This window comes from Hymenobacter sp. IS2118, from assembly GCF_000715495.1.
Taxonomy (GTDB): Bacteria; Bacteroidota; Bacteroidia; order Cytophagales; family Hymenobacteraceae; genus Hymenobacter.
Genome location: NZ_JNLX01000106.1, coordinates 1 through 22,359, shown reverse-complemented (window position 1 = coordinate 22,359; position 22,359 = coordinate 1). Strand labels below are relative to the sequence as shown.

Here is a 22,359-nt window from a genome sequence, read left to right as displayed (position 1 = left end):
ATCACCAGCTTCACGCCCACCGGCGGACTGGCGGGCACGGTCGTCACCATCCTGGGTTCGCAGTTTAGCGGTGCTACATCGGTCCGTTTCAATGGCACTGCGGCAGCCAGCTTCACGGTGAATTCTGCTACGCAGCTCACGGCTACGGTGGCGGCCGGCACCACCACGGGCCCTATCACCATCGCGGCCCCGGCCGGCACGGTGACTTCGACGGCCTCATTCGTGGTGGGCGCACCGCCTGTCATCACCAGCTTTACTCCCGTTACGGGCCCGGTTGGGAGTAGTGTCGTCATCACGGGCGCTTTCTTCACCGGCGCAACGCGGGTGACTTTCAACGGCACCGAGGCGTCCGCTTTCACCGTGAACTCGGCCACCCGCATTACCGCCACGGTGCCCCCCGGCGCTACTACCGGCCGCATTTCCGTAACCACGCCCGTGAATACGGCCCAGTCGGCGACGAGCTTTGTCGTGATTCAGGCGCCCGTTATTCTTTCGTTCACGCCCGCAGCCGGGATGGCCGGCACGGTGGTGCAACTCACCGGCGAAAATTTCATTGGCGTCACGCGCGTGACTTTCAATGGTACCGTGGCGCCCACCTTCACCGTGAACTCCCGCACCCGCATTACCGTGACGGTACCCGCCCAAGCCACCAGTGGTCCGATTGAGGTAACGGCAGCCGGGGGAGTGGCAACCTCCCTCACCGACTTCCTGGTTCCGCCCGCCAATGACATGTGTGCCAATGCTATATCCCTGACTTGTGGGCAGACGGTGCGTGGCACCTCCGTGGGCAATACCACCGCCGGCGACCCCGATTCCGGTTGTTCCGAGGACACCGATGGGGGAGGCGTATTCTACTCCATCGTTGGTACGGGTGGTGATATTACGGTTTCGCTTTGTGACCCGACCACTGACTATGACACCAGAATGTTCGTTTTTTCGGGGACTTGCGGTTCCCTACAGTGCGTGGGCGAGAACGACGACGACGCAACCTGTGGCTCCAATTCAGTGGCCTCGACGGTTACGTTCCGCTCGGTGGCCGGCACAAAATATCTGGTGATGGTGGGGGGCTTCGGTGGCGAAACCGGTGCCTTCGGCCTGAGTGCCAGCTGCGCGGCGGTGCCAGTGGGGCCGGTTATCACCAGCCTCAGTGCCACTAGTGGCCCGGTTGGTGCTTTCATCACGGTTACGGGCAGTGGCTTTGATATCTCCAGCGGTGTCACCTTCAATGGTACGGCTGCCACCACTGTCTCGGTGGCCAGCTCCACCAGCCTCATGGCCCAGGTGCCCGCCGGCGCTACCACTGGCGACGTGGCAGTGGCCACCAGCGGCGGCACCAGCAACGGCCTGCTCTTCACCGTTTCTACCGCCACCGCTACTACCAACGCCACTAAAAGCGAGTTCAGCGTGTGGCCCAATCCCGTTTCGGGCAAAGCCCTGCTCAACGTGACGCTGGCCATCTCAGCCACCAAAGCCCAGGCCACGCTGCGCAACGTGCTGGGCCAGGTAGTAGCCACCCGCGCCTTCAGCGGCAGCACCACCGAAATGAGTACCGCCGGCCTGGCCCCCGGCACCTACCTGCTCACGGTGCAAACGGACACCCGCGCCCCCAGCATCCAGCGCGTGGTGGTGGAGTAAGGTTGAATCCGGCCGGAAGCTTCCCGGTCCGGTAAAAAAGGAGGCCCGCCAATTGGCGGGCCTTTCTTGTTGAATGGGGTTTAAAAAAGTGTTGTTAGCTTGAATAAAACTGATTCAAACAGCTCCTCCAGCTCAACGGTCGCTTTTGGTGTTGAGCGTGGGCAAGGGCGTCAGCAGCTCGCGCAGCCAGGTGGGGCGGGGTGGGGGCGAGGTGTTGAGGCTGGCCTGCCACTCCTCATCGGTGAGCGGGGTGGGGCTTTTAAACTCGTAGTAGCTGAACACCGGGCCGACGGCCACCACGGTCGTGCCGTTGATGTCGACCACGGTGTAGAGGGCATCGGCCGCGCCCACGCCCACTTCCATTATATTCTCATTGTAGGCGTACACGTCGGCCACCACGGCTACGTGCCGCTCGCGCTCGGGCAGGCGGTCGGTTTTGAGGATGTTGAACGTGAGCCGCTCGGCCCAGCCGCCAACCTGAGCCATTTCCAGCATGTCGGACTCACTCACTCTTTCCCCGCGCAGCTGCTGTTGGACGATGGTGCGCAGATTGGTTATTTTCTCACGTAACTCCTTGTTGATGCCCGATAAGTGCTCCGTATTGACCTTGAGGCGCGTAAGGGCTTGTTCCTGAAACGCCAGCAAAGCCAGCGCGGCCTCCCAGAACGGCACGTTGGGCTCCACATAGGCTAGTACTGTGGGCTCGGGCGGGCCGCCGCCGCCACCGCCCATTTCGGCCGCCATCGGCCGCTCCGAATATAGGAGTAGGTCGTGCTTGAGCTCGGCCCAGCCGGCGAGGGCGGTGTTCAGGTTGCGTTTCTGCCAGGCCGGCGTGCGGGCAAAAAGGGGCGTGCCGGCCACCACCGGCGCGGGCATATTGAGGCTGAGCAGCGTTTGCAGGGTTTTATTGTAGAGGCTGTGGTTCCAGTCCGGGGCTTTGGCCAGCTGCTTTTGCACCGCCCGCAGCGTGTCGGGGTAGGCGGGCCAGGTGGCGGCTTCGCGGTAGTGGTTGGTCAGCACGTCCTGCGCGGTGCGGTTGCCGAAGGTGGCAAACACGTCCAGTCCCTTCGGAAAGGTTCTTTTTTTGTTGCGCACCTCCGTCAGGCGAGAGAGGATTTCAGCATCGAACGAGTAGCGGCCGGCCGTGAAGAGCAGCGTGGGCCGGTCCAGCGCTTCCTGAGCGTGGGCGGTGACGCCCTTGGCCCGGATGCGGTCGGTGCCGGTGGCCACCAGGGCGGGGCGCAGGCAGGCCAGCACGGCCGGGGCGGCCAGCTGGTCGAGGGTTTTGCCGGCGTAGGCGGGGCTGGCCAGCAGCCTGAGCAGGTTGCTGAGCGAGCGGTTGTCCTCGTCGCCGGCCAGCACATCCAGCACCTGCGTGAAGCGTTGGAAGCCCCGCGTAGCTGCTGCATTGCCAGCCAAGGCCTTGGCCAGCGCCATGGCGCGCAGCAGCCCGGCATCCGAATCCAGAAAAATCGGCGCGGTGTTCAGGTACTTCACCGTGCGGAAATAGCGCCGGGTGGTGTCGTTGAGCGTGTACATGCCGCGGGGTTTCAGCAACTGGTATTGGAACAGGGAATCCTGAAGGAATTGGGAGCCTTTATCGGCGGCAGCGGTGGCCAGGATAATTTCGTTACGGGCCTGGGCGGCGTAGACGACGGGGACGGGCACGGCGCGGCCGGTGAGCAGCTCGTGACCCACGGCGTAGTAGGTGGCGGCCCAGTCGGCGGCTTCGCGGGCCAGGGGGAGCTGGCTCTGCTGGGCCTGGGCGCGGGCCTGGGTGTTGCCCTCGCGCAGCATTTCGGCCACTATCGGCCCCAGCTTCTTCTCCTCCACGTCGCTGAGAATGCCATTCAGGTACTTGTGCAGCAGCTGGAGAAACAAATCGGTGGTGACGAAGGCGGGCGTGGAGGCGTATTCGCCCTTGTCATAGAGGTAAAACAGTTGCTCCTCCCTGGTGGGCACGATGGCGAAGTTGTTGCGCGTGAGGGACGCAAGCAGCGCGGGCGGCAGCAGAAACTCGCGCTGGTTGGTGATGAAATCAGGGCTAATCATCGAAAAAATGCCCTGCTTGGTCACGCGTCCGGGCAGCAGCGCGGTTTCCAAGGCCAGCACCTTTTGCTCGAATGCCACTTCCTGCTTATTAAGCGGCACCGGAATGAGGACCGGCGGCCGGGATGTGCCATCCGCATTGGACTGTTCGTCCCAAAGCGGCGTGTACCAGGCCGTTTTGTCGAAGTAGCGCCGCAGCGTGGCGTTCATAAACAGGTAGCCGTTGCGGGCGTACAGCGTGTTGCGCAGCAGCATGAGGTCGAGGTAGGACTTGCCGGCCAGGTTCTGGTTGTAGTCGAAGGCCGGCAGCGGGACCCGGTTCAGCCCGCCCTCCTGGTCTTCGCCGTAGCCCTCAAAATACTCCTTGATGTAGGGCCGGGCGTAGATGCGGGCCAGCTCGCCCTTGTCCTCCGTCAGCTGCACGGGCACCTGCTCGCCAAAGCCGTTAGCGTGCAGCGTGGTGCCTTCGGGTGCTACGATAGGAGTGGCAGTAGTGCCTGAAGCAGTAACTGTGGCAGTGGCAGTTGGCTTATCACCGGCGCGGCGCTGCCAGAAAAAGTAGCTGGTGCCCAAAGCCAGCAGAAGAACCGCCAGCAGCGGGAGTAAAAATTTGCGGTTCATAACAGCGGATTTTTGAGGGAGAGCATCATAAAACGAAGCAGCGGTAAGCGTCATCCAACGTCAGCCGCTGCCCCAGAAACTGGTCAAGCACCAGCCCGAAGCCCTGCCAGTGGTACTGCCCCACGCAGTAGCGGCCGTCGGGCGTCTGCTCCACGGTGCGAACATACGTCCGCCCGCCGTCGCCCCGCACCGCCCGGAAGTGCAGCAGCCGGTACGTGAGCCGCGAGCCGCGCCACTTCGGCTGCCAGCGCCCCGCCGAATCCAGCGCGTACACGAACAGCCGCCGCCGCCGCCCGTTATCCAGCGGCGTGGGCTTGACGGGGCCGATGAGCAGGTCGGCGCGGCCGTCGTCGTCCACGTCGCCCGCCCCAAACGCATACACCGGGTAGCGCAGCGTGACCGTGGTGGCGGTGCCATTAGGAGCCCGCGCCCACGCCTGGTACTGCTGCGAATGGGGCAAATAGCGCAGGTGCGCGACCACTGGCCCCGTCGGCCCGGCTACCGTCACCATCCTTCGAAAGTAGGCGGGCAGCGAATCTGGGGCCGCGCCGGGGCCGGTGGGCCGCACCCGCCAGCCACCCGCCGCTGCATTAGCCGTGAGTTGTACAGCCGGCGAATAGCGCCGGAGCCGGGCCGCCAGCGCGGCCGTGGCACGGGCGTTGGCGGCGTGCGGCATAGCGTTCCGCAACTGCAAAGGCCGCAGGTAGGTGGCCACCACGCGCCCGTCGCGCAGGTCGAAATCGGCCTGCAAGGCCAGGTCCGTGGCCGCGCCGCGCTGGTCGAACAGGAAGTTGCCGAGGCTGTAGACGATGGGGCGGTCCCGGTAAAATTCCACGGTTTGTACCACGTGCGGGTGCGCGCCCACCACGGCCGCCGCGCCGCAATCGATGAGCGCGCGGGCCTGCTGTCGCTGCGTTTCAGTAGGCTGGGCGGCGTACTCGGTGCCCCAGTGCAGGTACACCAGCACCGCCCGCCGCGGAAACAGCGTTTTGTAGGCCGCCAGCCGCTCGCACAGCGCCGCGAAGTCGCGCCCGCACACGCAGCCCTCGCCCGCCACCCCCACCCGAAACGCCGAGTGCGCCAGCACGGCCACGCTGCTATCGCGGCCCAGCAGCGTGGGCAGGCAGCCGGCCGCCGAATCGGGCTGATAGCCCAGGGCGCCCAGCCGCGCCGCCCGCACGGCCCGCTCGGTATCGCGCAGCCCCGGCCGGTGCTGGTCGAGCGTGTGGTTGTTGGCCAGCGAAACGTGCGTGAATCCCAGCCGCCGCAGCCAGTCGGCCCACTTCACCTCGCCCCGAAACGTAAACTGCTTGCCTGCCACCGGCTGCTCATGCGCCGTCAGTGGGCACTCTAAGTTGCCGATGACGTAGCTGGCACCGGCCCACCAGCGGCGGGCGCGACGGGCCAGCGCGGTGCTGTCGCGGGCTAAAGAGGCGGGTACGCTACGGGCAAGCAGTACGTCGCCCACCACGCTCACCCGCAGCGGCGGGGCCGGGGGCGCGGGTTGGCAGGCGGTGAGGATGCCGCCCAGTATTCCTGCTCCCAGCAGCACCTGCCAAAGCCAGGCGCGTGCAGTCAGCGCGAGGCGCGAAGGCAAGCCCAGCACTCGGTTCGGCAGCAAGGGCGAGGCGCTTACGGGTAAAAGGCAATTGCCTGTTTTAAGCATCGTGGCGCAAAATGGCTAATTGAGAGCGGTTTGCCGCGGCTGCCGCAAGGTGTCAGGCTGATTCCACAAACTGGATGTCCGGCAACGGCGTGTCGTCGCTCATGTGGATAGCCAGCAGGTGGTCGGACTCGTGAATGGTTTCAAAGGACCAGGCCCAGTGAACCGGTTGGTTCGTAATAAGGGGAATGGTGATTTCGACAGGTTTGAACTCGGCGGCAAAATCTGAGATGGTGAATCCGGCCCGCCACACCTGAAACGCCTCTTCGATAACGGGAATTAGTTTGTTGACCAACGCCGGATACGTGCTTTCAAGGTGCTGAAAGAAGGCGCGTTGGGCATCCGTGGGCCCGTCCCGGTCAGCGGTGATGCTACAGAATAGCTCGCTGCCGGCCGGAGCGAAGGGTCGCAATGCCGTGCTGTACCAAATCGAAGGAGCCATCCGGACAACTGAATCCCATGCTATTCGCCCAAATACTTCGTCCTGCAAAACCGGTTTGCCAAAGAGCGTTGAAAATAGGCCCATGATGCCGAAGATGCTTTTGAAAGGGTTACAAAAAATGGGAAGCCCGGCCCAAACCGAACTTCCCAACTATCAGGTGCTGCCTGTCAAAACGCTACGCCGCCCGCATGTGGCGCAGTGGCGACTTCTCGAACTTGCTGCGGCAGTAGCTCAGGTTGATTTGCAATGCATCGGCGCCTTCTTCCGAGGGCATTTCAAACATGGCATCGGTCATGATATTCTCGCAGATGGAGCGCAGGCCGCGCGCGCCGAGGCGGTACTCGTCGGCCTTCTCCACAATGTATTCCAGCGCATCCTCGGTGAAGCTGAGCTCGATGTTTTCCATGCCGAACAGGCGCTTGTACTGGCGCACGAGTGAGTTCTTGGGCTCGGTCAGAATCATGCGCAGCGTGCTGCGGTCCAGTGGGTTGAGGTGGGTGAGCACGGGCAGGCGGCCAATCAGTTCGGGTATCAGGCCGAAGCTCTTGATATCCTGGGCCGTCACGTAGCGCAGGAAATTCTGGGTGTCCACCTGCTCCTCCAGGTTGGTTTTGGCGAAGCCCATCGGCTTGGTATTCAGGCGGCTCTTAATAATGCGGTCGAGGCCCGAAAAGGCGCCGCCGCAGATGAAGAGGATGTTCTCGGTGTTCACCGAAATCATCTTTTGCTCGGGGTGCTTGCGGCCACCCTGCGGCGGCACGTTGATGTTGGTGCCTTCCAGCAGCTTGAGCAGCGCCTGCTGCACGCCCTCGCCGCTCACGTCGCGGGTAATGCTGGGGTTGTCGCTCTTGCGGGCAATCTTGTCGATTTCGTCGATGTATACGATGCCGCGCTCCGCCGCTTCCAGGTTGTAGTCGGCCGCTTGCAGCAGGCGGGTGAGAATGCTTTCCACGTCTTCGCCCACGTAGCCGGCCTCCGTCAGCACGGTGGCATCGGCTATGCAGAAGGGCACTTGCAGAATTTTGGCCAGCATGCGGGCCAGGAAGGTTTTGCCGGTGCCGGTTTCACCCACCATAATGATGTTGGACTTTTCAATCTGTACTTCATCTTCCTGGGGCTTCTGCATCAGGCGTTTGTAGTGGTTGTACACGGCCACGGCCATCACGCGCTTGGCCTCGTCCTGGCCCACCACGTACTGGTCGAGGTGCTCCTTGATGGCCTTGGGCTTGATGAGGTTGAACTTGGGCTGGTTGCCGGCTTCCTGGGCTTTGGCCTCTTCGTCGAGAATGTGCTGGGCCTGACCCACGCATTTTTCGCAAATGTGGGCGTTGATGCCCGAAATCATAACGGCAACTTCGCGCTTATGCTTATTACAGAAGGAACAGGATATTTCGGCCACGGAAGGAGGAATAGAATAGGGAGGGAAGGCAAGTTTTCGAACAAGCGGGCCCAAAGGTACAACAGGCCCAACGCCTGGAACGAAAGAATTGGTGCCATTCAAAAATGCCTGCACACGCTATTTGCTGGATAGCAAGTGCTTTAAATGACTGACAGGAGCCTTTTGCCGGGCTCGAAGTAGCCGGCTATTCGGCGTGGCAGGCATCCGGCTGGGTGCCATTACCTGGGACACGGATTGGCGCCGAAGGGTTGCGCAAGCGGCGGCCGGTTAGGAAAATGGTTGGTTTTTGGTTCATCGCTACCCGGCGCAGCAGCTGGCTTTTCGCGTGTGTGCCCGCGTCACGCCGTGCTCGTTATTTTCATCGGCGAATCTCTTTCTTTGCGATTCTATGACCAGAGCCTTTTGCCTTTTCCTAGCAGCTGCGTCGGTGGCTGCTCTTCCCCTGCGGGCCCAAACCAACCGCAAGCCTGCGCCCAAACCTGCACCGCGCCCGGCGCCGTCGGCGCCCCAGTCCGGCCCGTCGCTGCTGGAAACCGTGCTGCCGACCACTTTCTCTGGTGGTCCGTTCGCGGTTGGTAATCAGGTGCTGAACCTGGGCATGGGCGTGGGCAGCAGCGGTAGCTACGGCGCCGACCAGGTGGGCGGCAACCCGTCGATATCGCCGGCCCTGAACCTGTCCTACGAGCGGGGCCTGTTCGTCATTGGGCCGGGCGTGCTGGGCGCCGGCGTGCTGGGCGGCTACCAAAGTGCCACGCGCGACTTAGGCAGCGGCGGGAAGTTGAAGTACAACGATTTTCTGCTGGCCCTGCGCGGCGCGTTTCACTACCCCGTGTTGCCCGAGTTGGATGCTTATGCGGGCCTGAGCGTGGGCCTGCGCTACACCAAAGCCGCCTACGAAGGCAGTGCCCCCGCGCCCGAAGCCGGAAGCAACGCCCGGCTAACGCCCGGTATTTTCGTGGGTGGCCGGTATTTCCTGCTGGAAAACCTGGGCGTATTCACGGAGCTGGGCTACGACCAGACGTACCTCAAAATTGGCTTCACGGGTAGGTTTTAGCGCCCTTGCAGCGAAGCTTGATTCGTGAAAAAACGGATTGTCAGGCGGTTGTAAAATTGATTTTTGCTGCCTTCACGCCATGAGTAACTCCTTTCTGTCTGTCTCTTCTAGCTAAACAAACGTCGAGCTATGCCTTCTTCTTCTGCAATTATCAAATGCTTGCTGACTGTGTGGGCGCTGCTGGCGCCAGTGGCCGTCCTGCACGCGCAACCCCAAGCCTATACGCCCGCCCAAGTTGAGCGGGTTGCCAAGCTGTCGGAGCTCTACGGCCACATCAAATTTTTCCATCCTTACCTGGGTTACCAGCGCATCAACTGGGATTCGGCTTTTGCCCAGGCGGCCCCGCGCGTGGCCCAGGCCCGCACCGATGCCGAAACCGTGGCCGCTCTCAACCAGCTGCTGGCCGTGTTGCGCGACGGGGCCACCACCGCGCGCCTTAATGCGCCGCCCGCCAAGGCCGCGGCCGGCACCTCCGCCGATTCCGTGCGCGTGTATTTTGCCCCCGATAGCGTGCTGGTGCTGCAAACCAATAACTACGCCGGTGCCGAGGACTTTGAGGGCATGATTGGAAAAGTAGGGAAGTTTGCGGCGCAGCTGCCCAAGGCGCGCACCCTGCTGCTCGACCTGCGTGGCGGCCAGCCGCTGACCGACAACCAAATCAGCGGCTTCAATTATGGGCTGAGTTACGTGGGCCTGTTGCGCAAGCTGAGCACGCAGCCGCTCGTTACGGCCGCCACGCGCCTGCGCCAGCACAGCGGCTTCGCGCCCGAAGACGGCAGTAGCAGCGGCGGCTACTGGTCCGGCTTCTACATCCGCAATGGCGAAACCAGCCAACCCCGCAAAGACGCCCGCAACCGCCCACTGGTCATCCTGGTCAATAAAAACGCGGTGCTCACTCCCGGCCTGCTGGCGCTGGCTAGTCACCCGCACGTGCGCTTGCTCAGTGCTGAGCCACTGACCGATACTCAGTTGGTGCAGCCCATGCCATTCCAGTTCAGTAGTGCCATCACCGTTGGTTTTCGTACCGCTGAGTTGTTACCGGGAAATAGCAGTCTCCACCCAAACAGCTTGCCACTGTTGCCCGCCGGCACCCGCGCCGAGGCAGCCGTAGCTTATGCGCTGAGCCAGCTGCGCACCGCGGCCCCCGCCGCAACCAGCCGGCCCCCGGTCCTCGATGCGGCCGAGCCCCCGCTCGCTGCCTACCCCGCCGCCACCTACCCGGCCCTGGGGTACCGGCTGCTGGCCGGCGCCAAAATATGGTCCGTTATTCATTATTTCCACGCCTACAAAGACCTCATGCCCACCAGTTGGGACGCGGCCTTGCGCACCGGCCTCGGCGAGCTGGCCGCCGCGCCCGACTCGGCGCAGTACGCTTTGGCCGTGGCGCGTTTCCATCGTCATATTCAGGATGGGCACGGCTTCATTTCGTCCCCGGCCATAATCCGCTACGTGGGCCAGGGCAGCGTGCCGGTCGAAGTACGGTTTATAGAAGGCAAGCCGGTTATCACCCGCATTTTTGGGGCGGCTTCCCAGGCGAAGGACTTACGTGTGGGCGACGTTATTACCGAAATCAACGGCGAAAAAGTGGAAGCGCGCATTGCCCGCCTGTCCGCCATTCAGTCGGCCTCCAACGAGTGGACGCGGCTCAGCTACGTGCGGGGGCGGCTGCTGCGCACTCCGGTGGGCCAGCCCGTTCGCCTCACGCTGCGCGGGGCCGATAACCGCACGCGCACCGCCACGTTCACGGCCCAGCCCGTTAGCCAGCTCACGCCGCCGCCCGATACCAGCGCCGTGTTCCGGCTGCTGCCCGGCAACATTGGCTACGCCGACATGGGCCGCCTGCAGACCGCCGACGTTCCCCGCATGTTTACCGCTTTCAAGGGCACCAAAGCTGTGGTTTTGGACATGCGAAACTACCCCAACGGCACCGCCTGGGCCATTGCCCCGTACCTGACGGACCGGAAAAACGTGGTGGGCGCCCGGTTTTTTCGCTACGCGCCCAACGAGCCCGACGTGGAAAACGGTGATACCTACCACGCCACGCAAAAATACTTTTTCGAGCAGCTGCTACCGCCCAATACCGGCCAGGCCGTGTACCGCGGCAAAACCGTGATGCTCATCGACGAGCGCACCCAGAGCCAGGCCGAGCACTCCGGGCTGTTTTTTGAAGCCGCCAACGGCACCGAATTTATCGGCAGCCCCACCGCCGGCGCCAACGGCGACGTTACCAACTTCGCCATTCCCGGCGGCCTGCGCCTCTCCTTCAGTGGCCACGACGTGCGCCACGCCGATGGCCGCCCGTTGCAGCAAGTGGGCCTGCAACCCAAAATCCTCGTGCGTCCCACCATCCAGGGCATCCGCCGTGGCCAGGACGAAGTGCTGGCCCGCGCCCTCAGCTACTTAGCCACTCCAAAACCAACGGTTAAAACCAGCAAAACCGTAGTCAAAGCCAAGGCACGCTAATGCGAGCAGAATGCAAAAAAAGGCTCCTGCTAACGTAGCAGGAGCCTTTTTTGTGGTTTGCAGTATCATCCACGAAATCCGTGAAATCCCGAAAATCCGGCTAAATCCGTGACTAGGCTTTCTTCTTTTCCAGCACCTCGTCAATCAGGCCGTACTCTTTGGCCTCATCGGCGCGCATCCAGTAGTCACGGTCCGAGTTGTCGTGGATTTCCTGGTAGGTTTTGCCGGTGTGTTGGGCCAAAATGTCATACAGCTCTTTCTTGAGCTTGAGAATTTCGCGGGCCGTGATTTCAATGTCCGACGACTGGCCTTGCGCACCGCCCGAGGGCTGGTGAATCATGACGCGGGCGTGGGGGAGGGCCGAGCGTTTGTTTTCGGCACCACCGGCCAGCAGCACAGCGCCCATCGAAGCGGCGAGGCCGGTGCAAATCGTGGCCACGTCGGGGTTCACGTACTGCATGGTGTCGTAGATGCCCAGGCCAGCATACACCGACCCGCCGGGCGAGTTGATGTAGAGCAAAATGTCCTTCTTGGCATCAGCCGACTCCAAAAATAGCATCTGCGCCGTCAGGATGTTGGCAATGTAGTCGTCCACGGCCGTGCCCAGAAACACAATCCGGTCCATAATCAGGCGCGAAAACACGTCGATTTCGGCGAAACGGGTGGGCCGCTCCTCAATCACCGAGCGGGTCATGCCGGTGAAGTTCTGGCGGGCGATGCCTTCCATGTGGGTCAGGTACTGGTCCACGCCCAGGCCGTTGAGTCCCTGGCCTTTCACGGCAAACTTGCGAAACTCTTGCTTATTCAGTAATGGATTCATGGGAGAAATTTGGGGCGCCGCTTTCGCGGGCGCGAGTGAGGAAACAATGACGGGCGAAGTAAGCGAATGTTGTTGGAACGCCAACAAAAAAGCCCCTACGTCTCCGTAAGGGCTTTTCCGAAAATCGGGCTGCTCGGCTACTACTAGCTGTGCAGGGTCCGGAATTCTTCGGCCGTTACGGGCTTGTCGGTAACAACAACTTTGCCGCGCAGGTTTTCCAGCACTTTCTCTGCCAGAATGGCCTCGTACTCGCTCACGTAGTTTTTGCCGTTCTCCTGCTTCAGGAACTCGTTGGCGTAGTTGCGCATCGACTCGCGCATCTCGTCGGGCATGTTCGGCATGTTGAACTGACCCATGATTTTGTCGAGGGTGCGGTCCACAATCTCGTCGTTGCTCACTTTCAGGCCGGCGTCTTCCACCACCTTGTTGCGAATCATGCTCCACTTCAACTCCTTCTCGTAGTCGTTGTAGTGCTCTTCCACCTTCTCGGCGGTCAGCTTGCCTTCGTTGGCGCGCACCAGCCACTTCTTGAAAAACTCGGTGGGTACTTTAATGTCGGTTTTAGCTACCAGCTGCTCCACAATGGTGTTATTCAGCGCGCCGTCGCTCTCGCGGTCGTAGTTCGACTGGATGGTTTCGCGCACTTTGGCATCGAATTCCTCCTGCGAAGCCACAGCTTCGGGGCCGAATACTTTGTCGAACAGCTCCTGGTTCATTTCGGGGGCCGTGGTGCGGTTCACCTTCTCCACGTTGAACACGTAGTCGCCGGTTGCGGCGGCAGCCTCGTCCTTGCTCAGCCCGGTTACGCTCGAAACCGTAGCCGCGTCGTTGCCGAAAGCAGCCTGTAAGTCAAACGTCACGGCGTCGCCGCCTTTTTTGCCCACAAACTGAGCCGAATCGCCGGTGATTTTGGCGATGGGCAGCAAAATGGTGCGGCCTTCGCCTTCCTCATCGGCCTTCTTCAGCTTACCAAAGAGGTAGTCGCCGGCTTCCGATTCGTCGGGGTTGGTGGTTTCGCCGTACTGCCGGGCAATCTGCTCGTTTGTCTGCGCCAGGGTGTCCTCGTCGATGGTTACCTGGTGGCGCTCCACGGTCAGCTCACCCTCGGCGGGCAGGTTGAAATCGGGCAGCAGGCCCAGCTCAAACTGAAAATCGAAGTCCTTGTCGGTATCGAAATTCACCTCGCTTGCCACGGGCAGCGGCTCACCGAGCAGCTTGATGTTGTTCTCCTTAATATAGGAGTCCACCGCTTTGCCCAGCATTTTGTTGATTTCCTCGGCCAGAATGCCTTTGCCGTACATTTTGCGCACCATGCCCACGGGCACCATGCCGGGCCGGAAGCCCTTCACCTGGGCCCGCTTGGAGTACTCTTTGATTTGCTTGTCAACCGTGGGCGTGTAGTCGGCTTCGGTCAGGTGCACGGTCAGCAGCCCGGTGAGCTGCTCGTCGTTTTTGTCGAGGGTAATGTTCAAAACAGGGAGCCGGCTTCCGCTGGCGGGTTGAAAAGTTGAAAAAAAAGCCTCCAGCCAATGGGACTGAAGGCCTACATCAAAAAAGTGCGGATAGAGGGACTCGAACCCACACGCCTTGCGGCACCAGAACCTAAACCTGGCACGTCTACCAATTTCGCCATATCCGCATATGTGCGCCGCGCAGCCATTTGCTACGGGCCCGCAAAGGTACTCGGGAAATCCATTGCATGCAAAGCCTGCGCGTAAGTAGTGCGCGGTGTGTGCCACGGGTGACCTTTTCCGCCTGCGCTTTGTTACTTTACTCACTATGCCGCCCGTTATCTCCCCCGAAGCTGAGCGCCAGGAAATCCTGCGCCACTACCGCCGCCTGTTGCGCACCGCCAAACCTTACCTCAAGGATGGCGACCCCAAACTGATTAAAAAGGCGTTCAACCAAAGCCTGGAGGCGCATAAGGAAATGCGCCGCAAATCCGGCGAGCCCTACATTCTGCACCCGCTAGCGGTGGCCCAAATCGCGGTGGAAGAAATCGGCCTGGGCACCACCAGCATTGTGGCGGCGCTGCTGCACGATGTGGTGGAGGACACGGATACGGAAATTTCGGACATCGAACGCGAGTTCGGTCCGAAAGTGGCCCTGATTATCGACGGGCTGACGAAAATATCGGGCGTATTCGAGTACGGCACGAGCGAGCAGGCCGAGAACTTCCGCAAAATGCTGCTCACACTCAGCGAGGACGTGCGTGTGATTCTCATTAAAATTGCCGACCGCCTGCACAACATGCGGACCCTGGATTCGATGCCGCGCCACAAGCAGCTGAAAATCGCCTCCGAAACGCTGTATTTGTACGCACCATTGGCCCACCGCCTCGGCCTCTACACCATCAAGAGTGAGCTGGAGGATTTGTACCTCAAATTCACCGACACCGATACCTACAATGACCTCAAGGCCAAGGTGCGTCAGAGCCAAAGTGCCCGTAATCGGCTAATTAAGGAATTTGTGCAGCCAATAGATGATGAATTAAAGGCGCAGGGCTTCGAGTACGAAATCAAAGGCCGGCCTAAGAGCATATATTCGGTGCTTAACAAGATGAAAAAGCAGAACATCACCTTCGACGAGGTGTATGACCTGTTTGCCATACGGGTGATTCTGGACGTGCCGCCGGAGCAGGAAAAGGCCGCCTGCTGGCAGGTCTACAGCATTGTGACGGACTTCTACCAGCCCAACCCCGACCGGCTGCGCGACTGGGTTTCCACGCCCAAAGCCAACGGCTACGAAAGCCTGCACACCACCGTCATGTCGCGCCCCGGCCAGTGGGTGGAGGTGCAAATCCGCTCGCGGCGCATGGACGATATTGCCGAAAAAGGGTATGCCGCACACTGGAAATACAAGGACACGGGCAGCCTTCAGCCCGAAAGCTCGCTCGAAGGCTGGGTGAACAAGGTGCGCGAAATGCTGGAATCCAACAACTCCAGTGCGCTCGAATTCATGGACGAGTTCCGGCAGAACCTGTTTGTGAAGGAGGTGTACGCCTTTACGCCCAAGGGCAAGCTCGTGATTCTGCCCGACAAGGCCACGACGCTGGATTTTGCCTTTGAAATCCATACGGAAATCGGGCTGCGCTGCCTGGGGGCCAAAGTCAACCAGAAGCTGGAGCCATTGAGCTACCCACTCCGCAACGGCGACCAGGTCGAAATTCTGACCTCGCACAAGCAGCGCCCCACCACGGAGTGGCTCAACTATGTGACTACGCCCAAAGCGCGGTCCAAAATCAAGGATTTCCTGCGCGATGACAAGCGTGCCAAGGCCGATGACGGCCGCCATCTGCTGGAAAAGCGCCTCGAAATTATCGGCGTGCCGTTCACGCAGGAGAATTTCAACCGGCTGCTGATTTATTTTAATGCGCCCACGGCCCAGGAATTCTACTACCGCTTGGCGGTGGGGCAGATTGACGGCCGTAGTATTCGGGAGCCCCTTTTCACGGGCGAAAAGCCGCTGTCAGTTGTATTCGAACCCAAAAATTTCGAGAATGAGGTGCAGAAAATCCGCGGCGTGCGCCCCGATATGCTGGTGGTGGGCGAGCACACCGACAAGTTTAACTACAGCATCGCGCGTTGCTGCAACCCCATTCCCGGCGACGACGTGTTCGGCTTCGAAACCGACCAGGGCCTCATCATTCATCGCACCAGCTGCCCCCGCGCCGTCGATTTAATGTCGAACTACGGCAACCGCATCGTGCGCGCCAAGTGGAACGACCAGCTGGAGCTGGCCTTTCTGGCCGGCGTCCGCCTCAAAGGCTCCGACCGCGTGGGCCTCGTCAACGACGTTACGCGCATCATCAGCACCAGCCTCAAGGTGAATATGCGCTCCATCTCCCTCACCGCCGACGACGGCTTCTTTGAGGGCCAGATTATGGTTTTCGTGAACGATACCGGCCATCTGGATAAGCTCATTCAGCGCCTCGCCAAAGTGGAGGGCGTGCTGCAAGTGGGGCGGTTTGATACTTGAAGGTGGCTTATTATTCGTAACTTCCTGTCATGATGAATACGCAAACCAGAAAGCTGGAAATCATTGAGCAAGTGCTTCATTTGGAAAGTGAGGAAGCATTGGCAATAATTGAGCAAGCCTTGGAAATGCTGCAAACCAGCATTCCGAGCGAAGACGATATTCCGGCCATGCCATTGCGCAGCAAGCAGGAAATAACTGACCGCTTGGCCCAAGCCGAGGACGACGTGCGGGCCGGTCGCACCTTTACCACGCAGGAAGTATTGGCTCGCATTGAGCAACAGCGTGGTGCATGAAATATCTCAGGTGGAGCGAAACGGCAGCTGACGATTTACAGCGTATTGCTGAACACATTCGAGCCTATAATTCGCGACTGGAACATGCCACTATCGGGTTCATAGTAGAACGTGCCGATGTTTTGCGCAAGTATCCGCGCATCGGCATTCAAAAAGGTCCTCAGACGGTGTTGGCAGGTAAGGAAAAACGCACGTTATTAGCTGGAAAGCGTTACCGGTTGGTGTGTGAAGTACATTAATTTGACAATGTGCATATTATGCAGGTGTTAGATGTGCGAAGTGACAATCAGGAATGAATACTGACCGCCAAATAGCTAGCGTGCCCATCACCATCCACGGCCGCGATGTAAACGAGCGCACCCAATGCGCCCACTACCATTCCGAGCGTGACATCATCGCTATCCGGCACAAATGCTGTGGTGAATTCTACGCCTGCATCCACTGCCACAACGAAGCCGCTGGCCACCCTGCCCAAGTCTGGCCTATAACCGAATTTCACACCGAAGCCATCTACTGCGGCAGCTGCCACCAAACCTTACCCATTGCCAGTTACTTAAGCTGCCTCAATACTTGCCCGCACTGCCAGGCCGCCTTCAATCCCGGCTGCGCTAACCACTATCACCTCTATTTCGAACAGTAGTCACCTCAAATGCCCCTATTCGGCTCGCCCTCTCCCCGAGGAGAGGGGGCCAGGGTTCGGCTCGCCCTCTCCCCGAGGAGAGGGGGCCAGGGGTAAGGTGGCCTATCCGAACGTACTTTTGTTCCGCCGACTTGCGCTCTATAATATAAAGTGAGTAAATCCCCCGCTGCCGCCCGTGTCCCCGCCCCGTCCGCCAATCCGGACGTCCAGGGTGCCGGCGGCTCTTCCGAAACTGGCTACGCTGCCCAGCATACGCCCAGCGCCGCCTCACAAGCCACCCTCAATACCGATAAGCTCGAAGAAGTCAAAAAACTCTTCACCGCTCATCTCGAAAACAAAGGCCTCCGCAAAACCGGCGAGCGCTACGCCATTCTCGAAGAAATCTACGCTCGCTCCGGCCACTTCGACGTCGAAGAGCTCTACGCCGGTATGAAGGAGCGCGGCCTGCAGGTGAGCCGCGCCACCGTTTATAACACCTTGGACCTGCTGGTCGAGCAGGGCCTTGTGAGCAAGCACCAGTTCGGCCGCAACCTCGCCCAGTACGAGAAGAGCTACGGCTACCGCCAGCACGACCACGTTATTTGCACCGAATGCCATAAAGTGGTGGAATTCTGCGACCCACGCATCCACGGCATTCAAACCATGGTCGGCGACCTGCTGAACTTCCATATCTTGCACCATTCTTTGAATCTTTACGGCATCTGCGGCGACTGCCGCGCTAAATCTGAAGCCGCCGCCCGTACTTCTACATCCGCAACCTAATAAATAACCCCATTCGTCTCCGTCAGGCTCCCCTTCCCCGCAGGGTAGGGGCCGGGAGTGGGGCCCAGCGCATGACCACCACCAGCACCGTTCAGAACGGTATACTCCTCATTCGCCTCTCCGGCGACCTCATCGGCAGCCCCGACACCGACCAACTCCTGCAAACCGTCAACCACCACCTCGGCGAAGACCTCAGCCGGTGCGCCGTCGACCTCTCCGAAATCCGCTACATTAACAGTACCGGAATCGGCGTCCTCGTCTCGCTTCTCACTAAGTTCCGCAGCCGCGGCGGCGAGCTGGTCCTCATTAACCCCGCCGACCACCCTAAAAAGATGCTGGCTATCACGAAGCTAAACAACATCTTCACCGTTGCCGCCGACGAAGCCGCCGCCCGCCAGCTCCTAGCCCCGGCCGCCGTTTAGGCGGCCATTTTTTTGCCCCATTTGGTCTGGCTTTGTTTGTCATCATGAAATTTTGAAAGACCTTATCAAGCAAGAACAAGGCAAGAACAATAGCATCAATTTCAATTCTTAATACCAACCCCTTAAATACCAGCCCTCCAAAAAGCAGTCATACCTCGTTAGGCTCCCCCCTCCCGGAGGGGAGGGGCCAGAGGTAGGGTGATTCGCGGAGAGTAACCAACCAAACCACCATGCCAGTAGACGTATTAGTAGGCCTCCAATGGGGCGACGAAGGCAAGGGCAAAATCGTAGACGTGCTCGCACCAACCTACGATGCCGTTGCCCGCTTCCAGGGCGGCCCCAACGCGGGTCACACCCTGTTCTTCGACGGCGTTAAGCACGTCCTGCACCAGGTCCCCAGCGGTATTTTTCACCCGCACATCATCAATGTCGTCGGTAATGGTGTCGTCCTCGACCCCGTTGTTTTCCGTCAGGAGCTCCAGAAACTCACCGATAGGGGAGTGGACTGGTCCAAAAACCTCTACATATCCAAAAAAGCCCAGCTCATCCTCCCTTCGCACCGCGCCCTCGACCGCATCAGCGAAGAAGCCCGCGGCAACACTAAAATCGGTAGCACCCTCAAAGGCATCGGCCCCACTTATTCCGATAAAATTGGTCGCGTGGGCCTCCGCGTCAGCCATATTCTCCTGCCCGATTTCGAGCAGCGCTATAAGGAAGCCGTTGCCCAGCACGCCGCCATCGCCGCCCACAATCATAAAGAGCTCGAAATCGAGGCCCTCGAAGCCGACTTCTTCTCCGCTATCGAGTTCCTGCGCACCCTCCAACTCACCGACACCGAATACCTTCTCAACGACCTCCTCACCCAAGGCAAGCGCATCCTAGCCGAAGGTGCCCAAGGCTCCTTATTAGATATCGACTTCGGCTCCTACCCCTACGTCACCTCCTCCAGCACCATCGCTGCTGGCGCGTGCACTGGCCTCGGCATCGCTCCGCGCCACATCGACAAGGTGTACGGCATCACCAAAGCCTACTGCACCCGCGTGGGCAGCGGCCCGTTCCCCACCGAGCTGCACGACGAAGTCGGCGAGCAAATCCGCAAGGCCGGCCGCGAGTTTGGCTCCACCACCGGCCGCCCCCGCCGCACCGGCTGGATAGATCTGCCCGCTCTCCGCTACGCCATCATGCTCAACGGCGTCACCGAGCTCCACCTCATGAAAGCCGACGTACTTGACGCCTTCACCGAAATCCGGGCCTGCACCCACTACCGCACTGCTACTGGCGAAAGCACTCCCCAACTGCCCGACCCCGGCGAGCTCACCACTATCACCCCAGAGTACATCACCCTCCCTGGTTGGAACACCGACCTCACCCAAATCACCGATGCCGCCCAGCTGCCTGCTAACCTCGTCGCCTACCTCGATTTTCTCGAACGCGAGCTCCAGGTCCCTATCCGCATCGTCAGCGTCGGTCCCGACCGCGTCAGCACCCTTCACCGATAACCGCTAATTCCGTCAAAACCACCATTTCCGGTCGTTTCATCAAGCCCCGCATTCGTTCCCAGCCTTTTACTGGAGACAGATGTGGGGTTTTTGCATGAGCAATGTGCCCCAAGGCATTGACTAAATCTATTTGGACTTACGCACTTTGAATAACAAAGTGCTGGTAATCAGTATTTTGAGAGAAATCGCAAACTTCTTCTTATCGCTGATAGTCAACGCTTTATGCTTTCGAGTGCGTAAGTCCTATCTATATGAAATGCCTATTCCCGCCTCAAAACTGCTTGTCTCAAGAAAAGGATAGGAGAGAAGAAGTCACAACCAGCGACCTATCCAGCCCCAATGCATATGTCTGAGCAACGCCCCGACTTTCACAAATCAGGACCTTTCTTGTCTATGCCATGCCTGCATAATAATTCGGCCACAGTCGTAGCCAGCCTGCATCACACACGAAGCTTTAACCGAAATTGAATTTTTTAACCGCATCAATCAGCTACTTACAACCCCGAGTCAACTATTTCGTAGAAGGCGGCTTGCCGGCCCAAAAAGTCCACCTACCTTTGCAGTCCCAAAACGTCAAACGGACCACGGGGTAAGCCAAAACGCAAGTTCTTGGCCGAATTTGAAAAGCCACGGAACTCCTAAAGTAACCCGCTTGTCTTCTTCTAGCCAAGCACGCAAGCTTCGAAATTTATTTCTCGAATCCCTTGCAAAGCCCGAAAAAGCTGCCGTACCTTTGCAACCCGCTTCAACCGGAAGCGCTTAAACTTGAAAAGTCAAACGAAAAGAATCTAAATTTTTTTCGCCTTAAACTTTGAAAGTTAACAAAATTTGCTACCTTTGCACTCCAAAAACGAACAAAGCGCTGCAAATGCAACGGTAATGGATTGAAAAACAATCCGCACTGATATTTCAAATGGAAGTATCATACGTTCTTTGAATGACGGAAACAAATAAAATAGTAAGCGTTCCACTTGCTTCTTCTTCGGAAGAAACACAGTGAAACAAACCAAGCAAAACGAATTTGACCATAACGTCAATATGTGAGCAAGGTCAGCACTCGACATCAGCCCATGTTCGCATGGGTGTAGAACATTTTACAATGGAGAGTTTGATCTTGGCTCAGGATGAACGCTAGCGGCAGGCCTAATACATGCAAGTCGAACGGTCTTTAGCAATAGAGATAGTGGCGCACGGGTGCGTAACGCGTAACCAACCTACCTGAATCTGGGGGATAGCCCGCCGAAAGGCGGATTAATACCGCATAAAACCACAGAGTGGCATCACTTAATGGTTAAAGATTTATTGGATTCAGATGGGGTTGCGTGCCATTAGCTAGTTGGGGAGGTAACGGCTCACCAAGGCGACGATGGCTAGGGGAGCTGAGAGGCTGGTCCCCCACACGGGCACTGAGATACGGGCCCGACTCCTACGGGAGGCAGCAGTAGGGAATATTGGGCAATGGACGAGAGTCTGACCCAGCCATGCCGCGTGCAGGATGAAGGCTTTCTGAGTCGTAAACTGCTTTTCTCAGGGAAGAAAAAAGGGCATGCGTGCTCTACTGACGGTACCTGAGGAATAAGCACCGGCTAACTCCGTGCCAGCAGCCGCGGTAATACGGAGGGTGCAAGCGTTGTCCGGATTTATTGGGTTTAAAGGGTGCGTAGGCGGTTCTTTAAGTCCGGGGTGAAAGCCCACTGCTCAACAGTGGAACTGCCCTGGAAACTGGCGAACTTGAGTACAGACGAGGGTGGCGGAATGGATACTGTAGCGGTGAAATGCATAGATAGTATCCAGAACACCGATTGCGAAGGCAGCTGCCTAGACTGTAACTGACGCTGAGGCACGAAAGCGTGGGGAGCGAACAGGATTAGATACCCTGGTAGTCCACGCCGTAAACGATGGATACTCGCTGGTGGCGATAGATGGTCACTGGCTTAGCGAAAGCGTTAAGTATCCCACCTGGGGAGTACGCTCGCAAGAGTGAAACTCAAAAGAATTGACGGGGGCCCGCACAAGTGGTGGAGCATGTGGTTTAATTCGATGATACGCGAGGAACCTTACCTAGGCTAGAATGCGCGTGACCGGCTCAGAGATGAGCCTTTCCTTCGGGACACAAAGCAAGGTGCTGCATGGCCGTCGTCAGCTCGTGCCGTGAGGTGTTGGGTTAAGTCCCGCAACGAGCGCAACCCCTATGTTTAGTTGCCAGCATGTAATGATGGGGACTCTAGACAGACTGCCTGCGCAAGCAGTGAGGAAGGCGGGGACGACGTCAGGTCATCATGGCCCTTACGCCTAGGGCTACACACGTGCTACAATGGACGGTACAGCGGGTTGCCAACCAGCGATGGTGCGCCAATCCCGAAAAGCCGTTCTCAGTTCGGATCGGAGTCTGCAACTCGACTCCGTGAAGCTGGAATCACTAGTAATCGCGTATCAGCAATGACGCGGTGAATACGTTCCCGGGCCTTGTACACACCGCCCGTCAAGCCATGGAAGTTTGGTAGACCTGAAGCTGGTGCTCCGCAACGAAGCCAGTTAGGGTAGAACAGGTAACTAGGGCTAAGTCGTAACAAGGTAGCCGTACCGGAAGGTGCGGCTGGATCACCTCCTTTCTGGAGC

The 22,359-nt window shown here is 59.3% G+C and carries 16 protein-coding genes, 1 tRNA gene and 1 rRNA gene; 11 read left to right on the top strand and 7 right to left on the bottom strand.

What is annotated here, in order from left to right; genetic code table 11:
• Positions 1–1,635: IPT/TIG domain-containing protein (locus GM79_RS09430; protein WP_035562761.1), on the top strand; the 1,635-nt coding region annotated here is incomplete at its 5' end.
• Positions 1,636–1,767: 132 nt separating this feature from the next.
• On the opposite strand, the gene GM79_RS09425 is transcribed toward GM79_RS09430, so the two are convergent.
• The 4 genes from GM79_RS09425 to clpX form a co-directional block, all read right to left on the bottom strand.
• Positions 1,768–4,305, bottom strand: coding sequence for a DUF3160 domain-containing protein (locus GM79_RS09425; RefSeq protein ID WP_035562758.1), 2,538 nt, complete (start codon positions 4,303–4,305; stop codon positions 1,768–1,770).
• A 25-nt stretch (positions 4,306–4,330) separates the two neighbouring features.
• Positions 4,331–5,926 (bottom strand): CapA family protein, encoded by a 1,596-nt coding sequence (locus tag GM79_RS22910; RefSeq protein ID WP_051718702.1) that lies wholly within the window; start codon positions 5,924–5,926, stop codon positions 4,331–4,333.
• 97 nt (positions 5,927–6,023) lie between these two features.
• Complete coding sequence (locus GM79_RS09415; protein ID WP_161787152.1) at positions 6,024–6,494, bottom strand: hypothetical protein; 471 nt, start codon at positions 6,492–6,494, stop codon at positions 6,024–6,026.
• A gap of 91 nt (positions 6,495–6,585) precedes the next feature.
• Complete coding sequence (gene clpX, locus GM79_RS09410) at positions 6,586–7,809, bottom strand: ATP-dependent Clp protease ATP-binding subunit ClpX (RefSeq protein WP_035562752.1); 1,224 nt, start codon at positions 7,807–7,809, stop codon at positions 6,586–6,588.
• A gap of 427 nt (positions 7,810–8,236) precedes the next feature.
• Between clpX and GM79_RS09405 the strand changes: the two genes are divergently transcribed.
• Together GM79_RS09405 and GM79_RS09400 are read left to right on the top strand one after the other, a co-directional pair.
• Positions 8,237–8,863 carry a hypothetical protein gene (locus GM79_RS09405; protein ID WP_152559923.1) on the top strand — a complete coding sequence of 209 codons (627 nt, stop codon included), beginning with the start codon at positions 8,237–8,239 and terminating at the stop codon, positions 8,861–8,863.
• Positions 8,864–8,992: 129 nt separating this feature from the next.
• Positions 8,993–11,326, top strand: coding sequence for a S41 family peptidase (locus GM79_RS09400; protein WP_152559922.1), 2,334 nt, complete (start codon positions 8,993–8,995; stop codon positions 11,324–11,326).
• A gap of 112 nt (positions 11,327–11,438) precedes the next feature.
• Here GM79_RS09400 and GM79_RS09395 read toward each other — a convergent pair whose 3' ends face one another.
• From GM79_RS09395 to GM79_RS09385, 3 genes are all read right to left on the bottom strand, one after another.
• Positions 11,439–12,146, bottom strand: coding sequence for a ClpP family protease (locus tag GM79_RS09395; RefSeq protein ID WP_035562744.1), 708 nt, complete (start codon positions 12,144–12,146; stop codon positions 11,439–11,441).
• A gap of 143 nt (positions 12,147–12,289) precedes the next feature.
• A complete protein-coding gene (tig, locus tag GM79_RS09390; RefSeq protein ID WP_035562770.1) occupies positions 12,290–13,618 on the bottom strand; it encodes a trigger factor in 1,329 nt (442 codons plus the stop codon).
• 85 nt (positions 13,619–13,703) lie between these two features.
• Positions 13,704–13,785 (bottom strand) — tRNA-Leu (locus GM79_RS09385).
• Positions 13,786–13,925: 140 nt separating this feature from the next.
• Between GM79_RS09385 and GM79_RS09380 the strand changes: the two genes are divergently transcribed.
• The 8 genes from GM79_RS09380 (at position 13,926) to GM79_RS09350 (ending at position 22,352) form a co-directional block, all read left to right on the top strand.
• Positions 13,926–16,124, top strand: a complete 2,199-nt coding sequence (locus tag GM79_RS09380) for a RelA/SpoT family protein (RefSeq protein WP_035562741.1) — start codon at positions 13,926–13,928, stop codon at positions 16,122–16,124.
• Between the two features lie 29 nt (positions 16,125–16,153).
• Complete coding sequence (locus GM79_RS09375; protein ID WP_035562737.1) at positions 16,154–16,417, top strand: hypothetical protein; 264 nt, start codon at positions 16,154–16,156, stop codon at positions 16,415–16,417.
• Positions 16,414–16,656 (top strand): type II toxin-antitoxin system RelE/ParE family toxin, encoded by a 243-nt coding sequence (locus GM79_RS23735; RefSeq protein WP_072008580.1) that lies wholly within the window; start codon positions 16,414–16,416, stop codon positions 16,654–16,656. The genes GM79_RS09375 and GM79_RS23735 overlap by 4 nt, the downstream gene beginning before the upstream one ends.
• Positions 16,657–16,709: 53 nt before the next feature.
• Complete coding sequence (locus tag GM79_RS09370) at positions 16,710–17,057, top strand: CHY zinc finger protein (protein ID WP_051718701.1); 348 nt, start codon at positions 16,710–16,712, stop codon at positions 17,055–17,057.
• Between the two features lie 150 nt (positions 17,058–17,207).
• Positions 17,208–17,819, top strand: coding sequence for a Fur family transcriptional regulator (locus GM79_RS09365; protein WP_081867657.1), 612 nt, complete (start codon positions 17,208–17,210; stop codon positions 17,817–17,819).
• A 71-nt stretch (positions 17,820–17,890) separates the two neighbouring features.
• Positions 17,891–18,241: an STAS domain-containing protein gene (locus GM79_RS09360; protein ID WP_035562735.1), complete on the top strand. Its 351-nt coding sequence runs from the start codon at positions 17,891–17,893 to the stop codon at positions 18,239–18,241.
• Positions 18,242–18,471: 230 nt separating this feature from the next.
• On the top strand, positions 18,472–19,740 hold the full coding sequence (locus tag GM79_RS09355; RefSeq protein ID WP_035562732.1) for an adenylosuccinate synthase: 1,269 nt from the start codon (positions 18,472–18,474) through the stop codon (positions 19,738–19,740).
• Positions 19,741–20,836: 1,096 nt separating this feature from the next.
• Positions 20,837–22,352, top strand: a 16S ribosomal RNA gene (locus tag GM79_RS09350).
• The last annotated feature ends 7 nt before the right edge of the window (positions 22,353–22,359 follow it).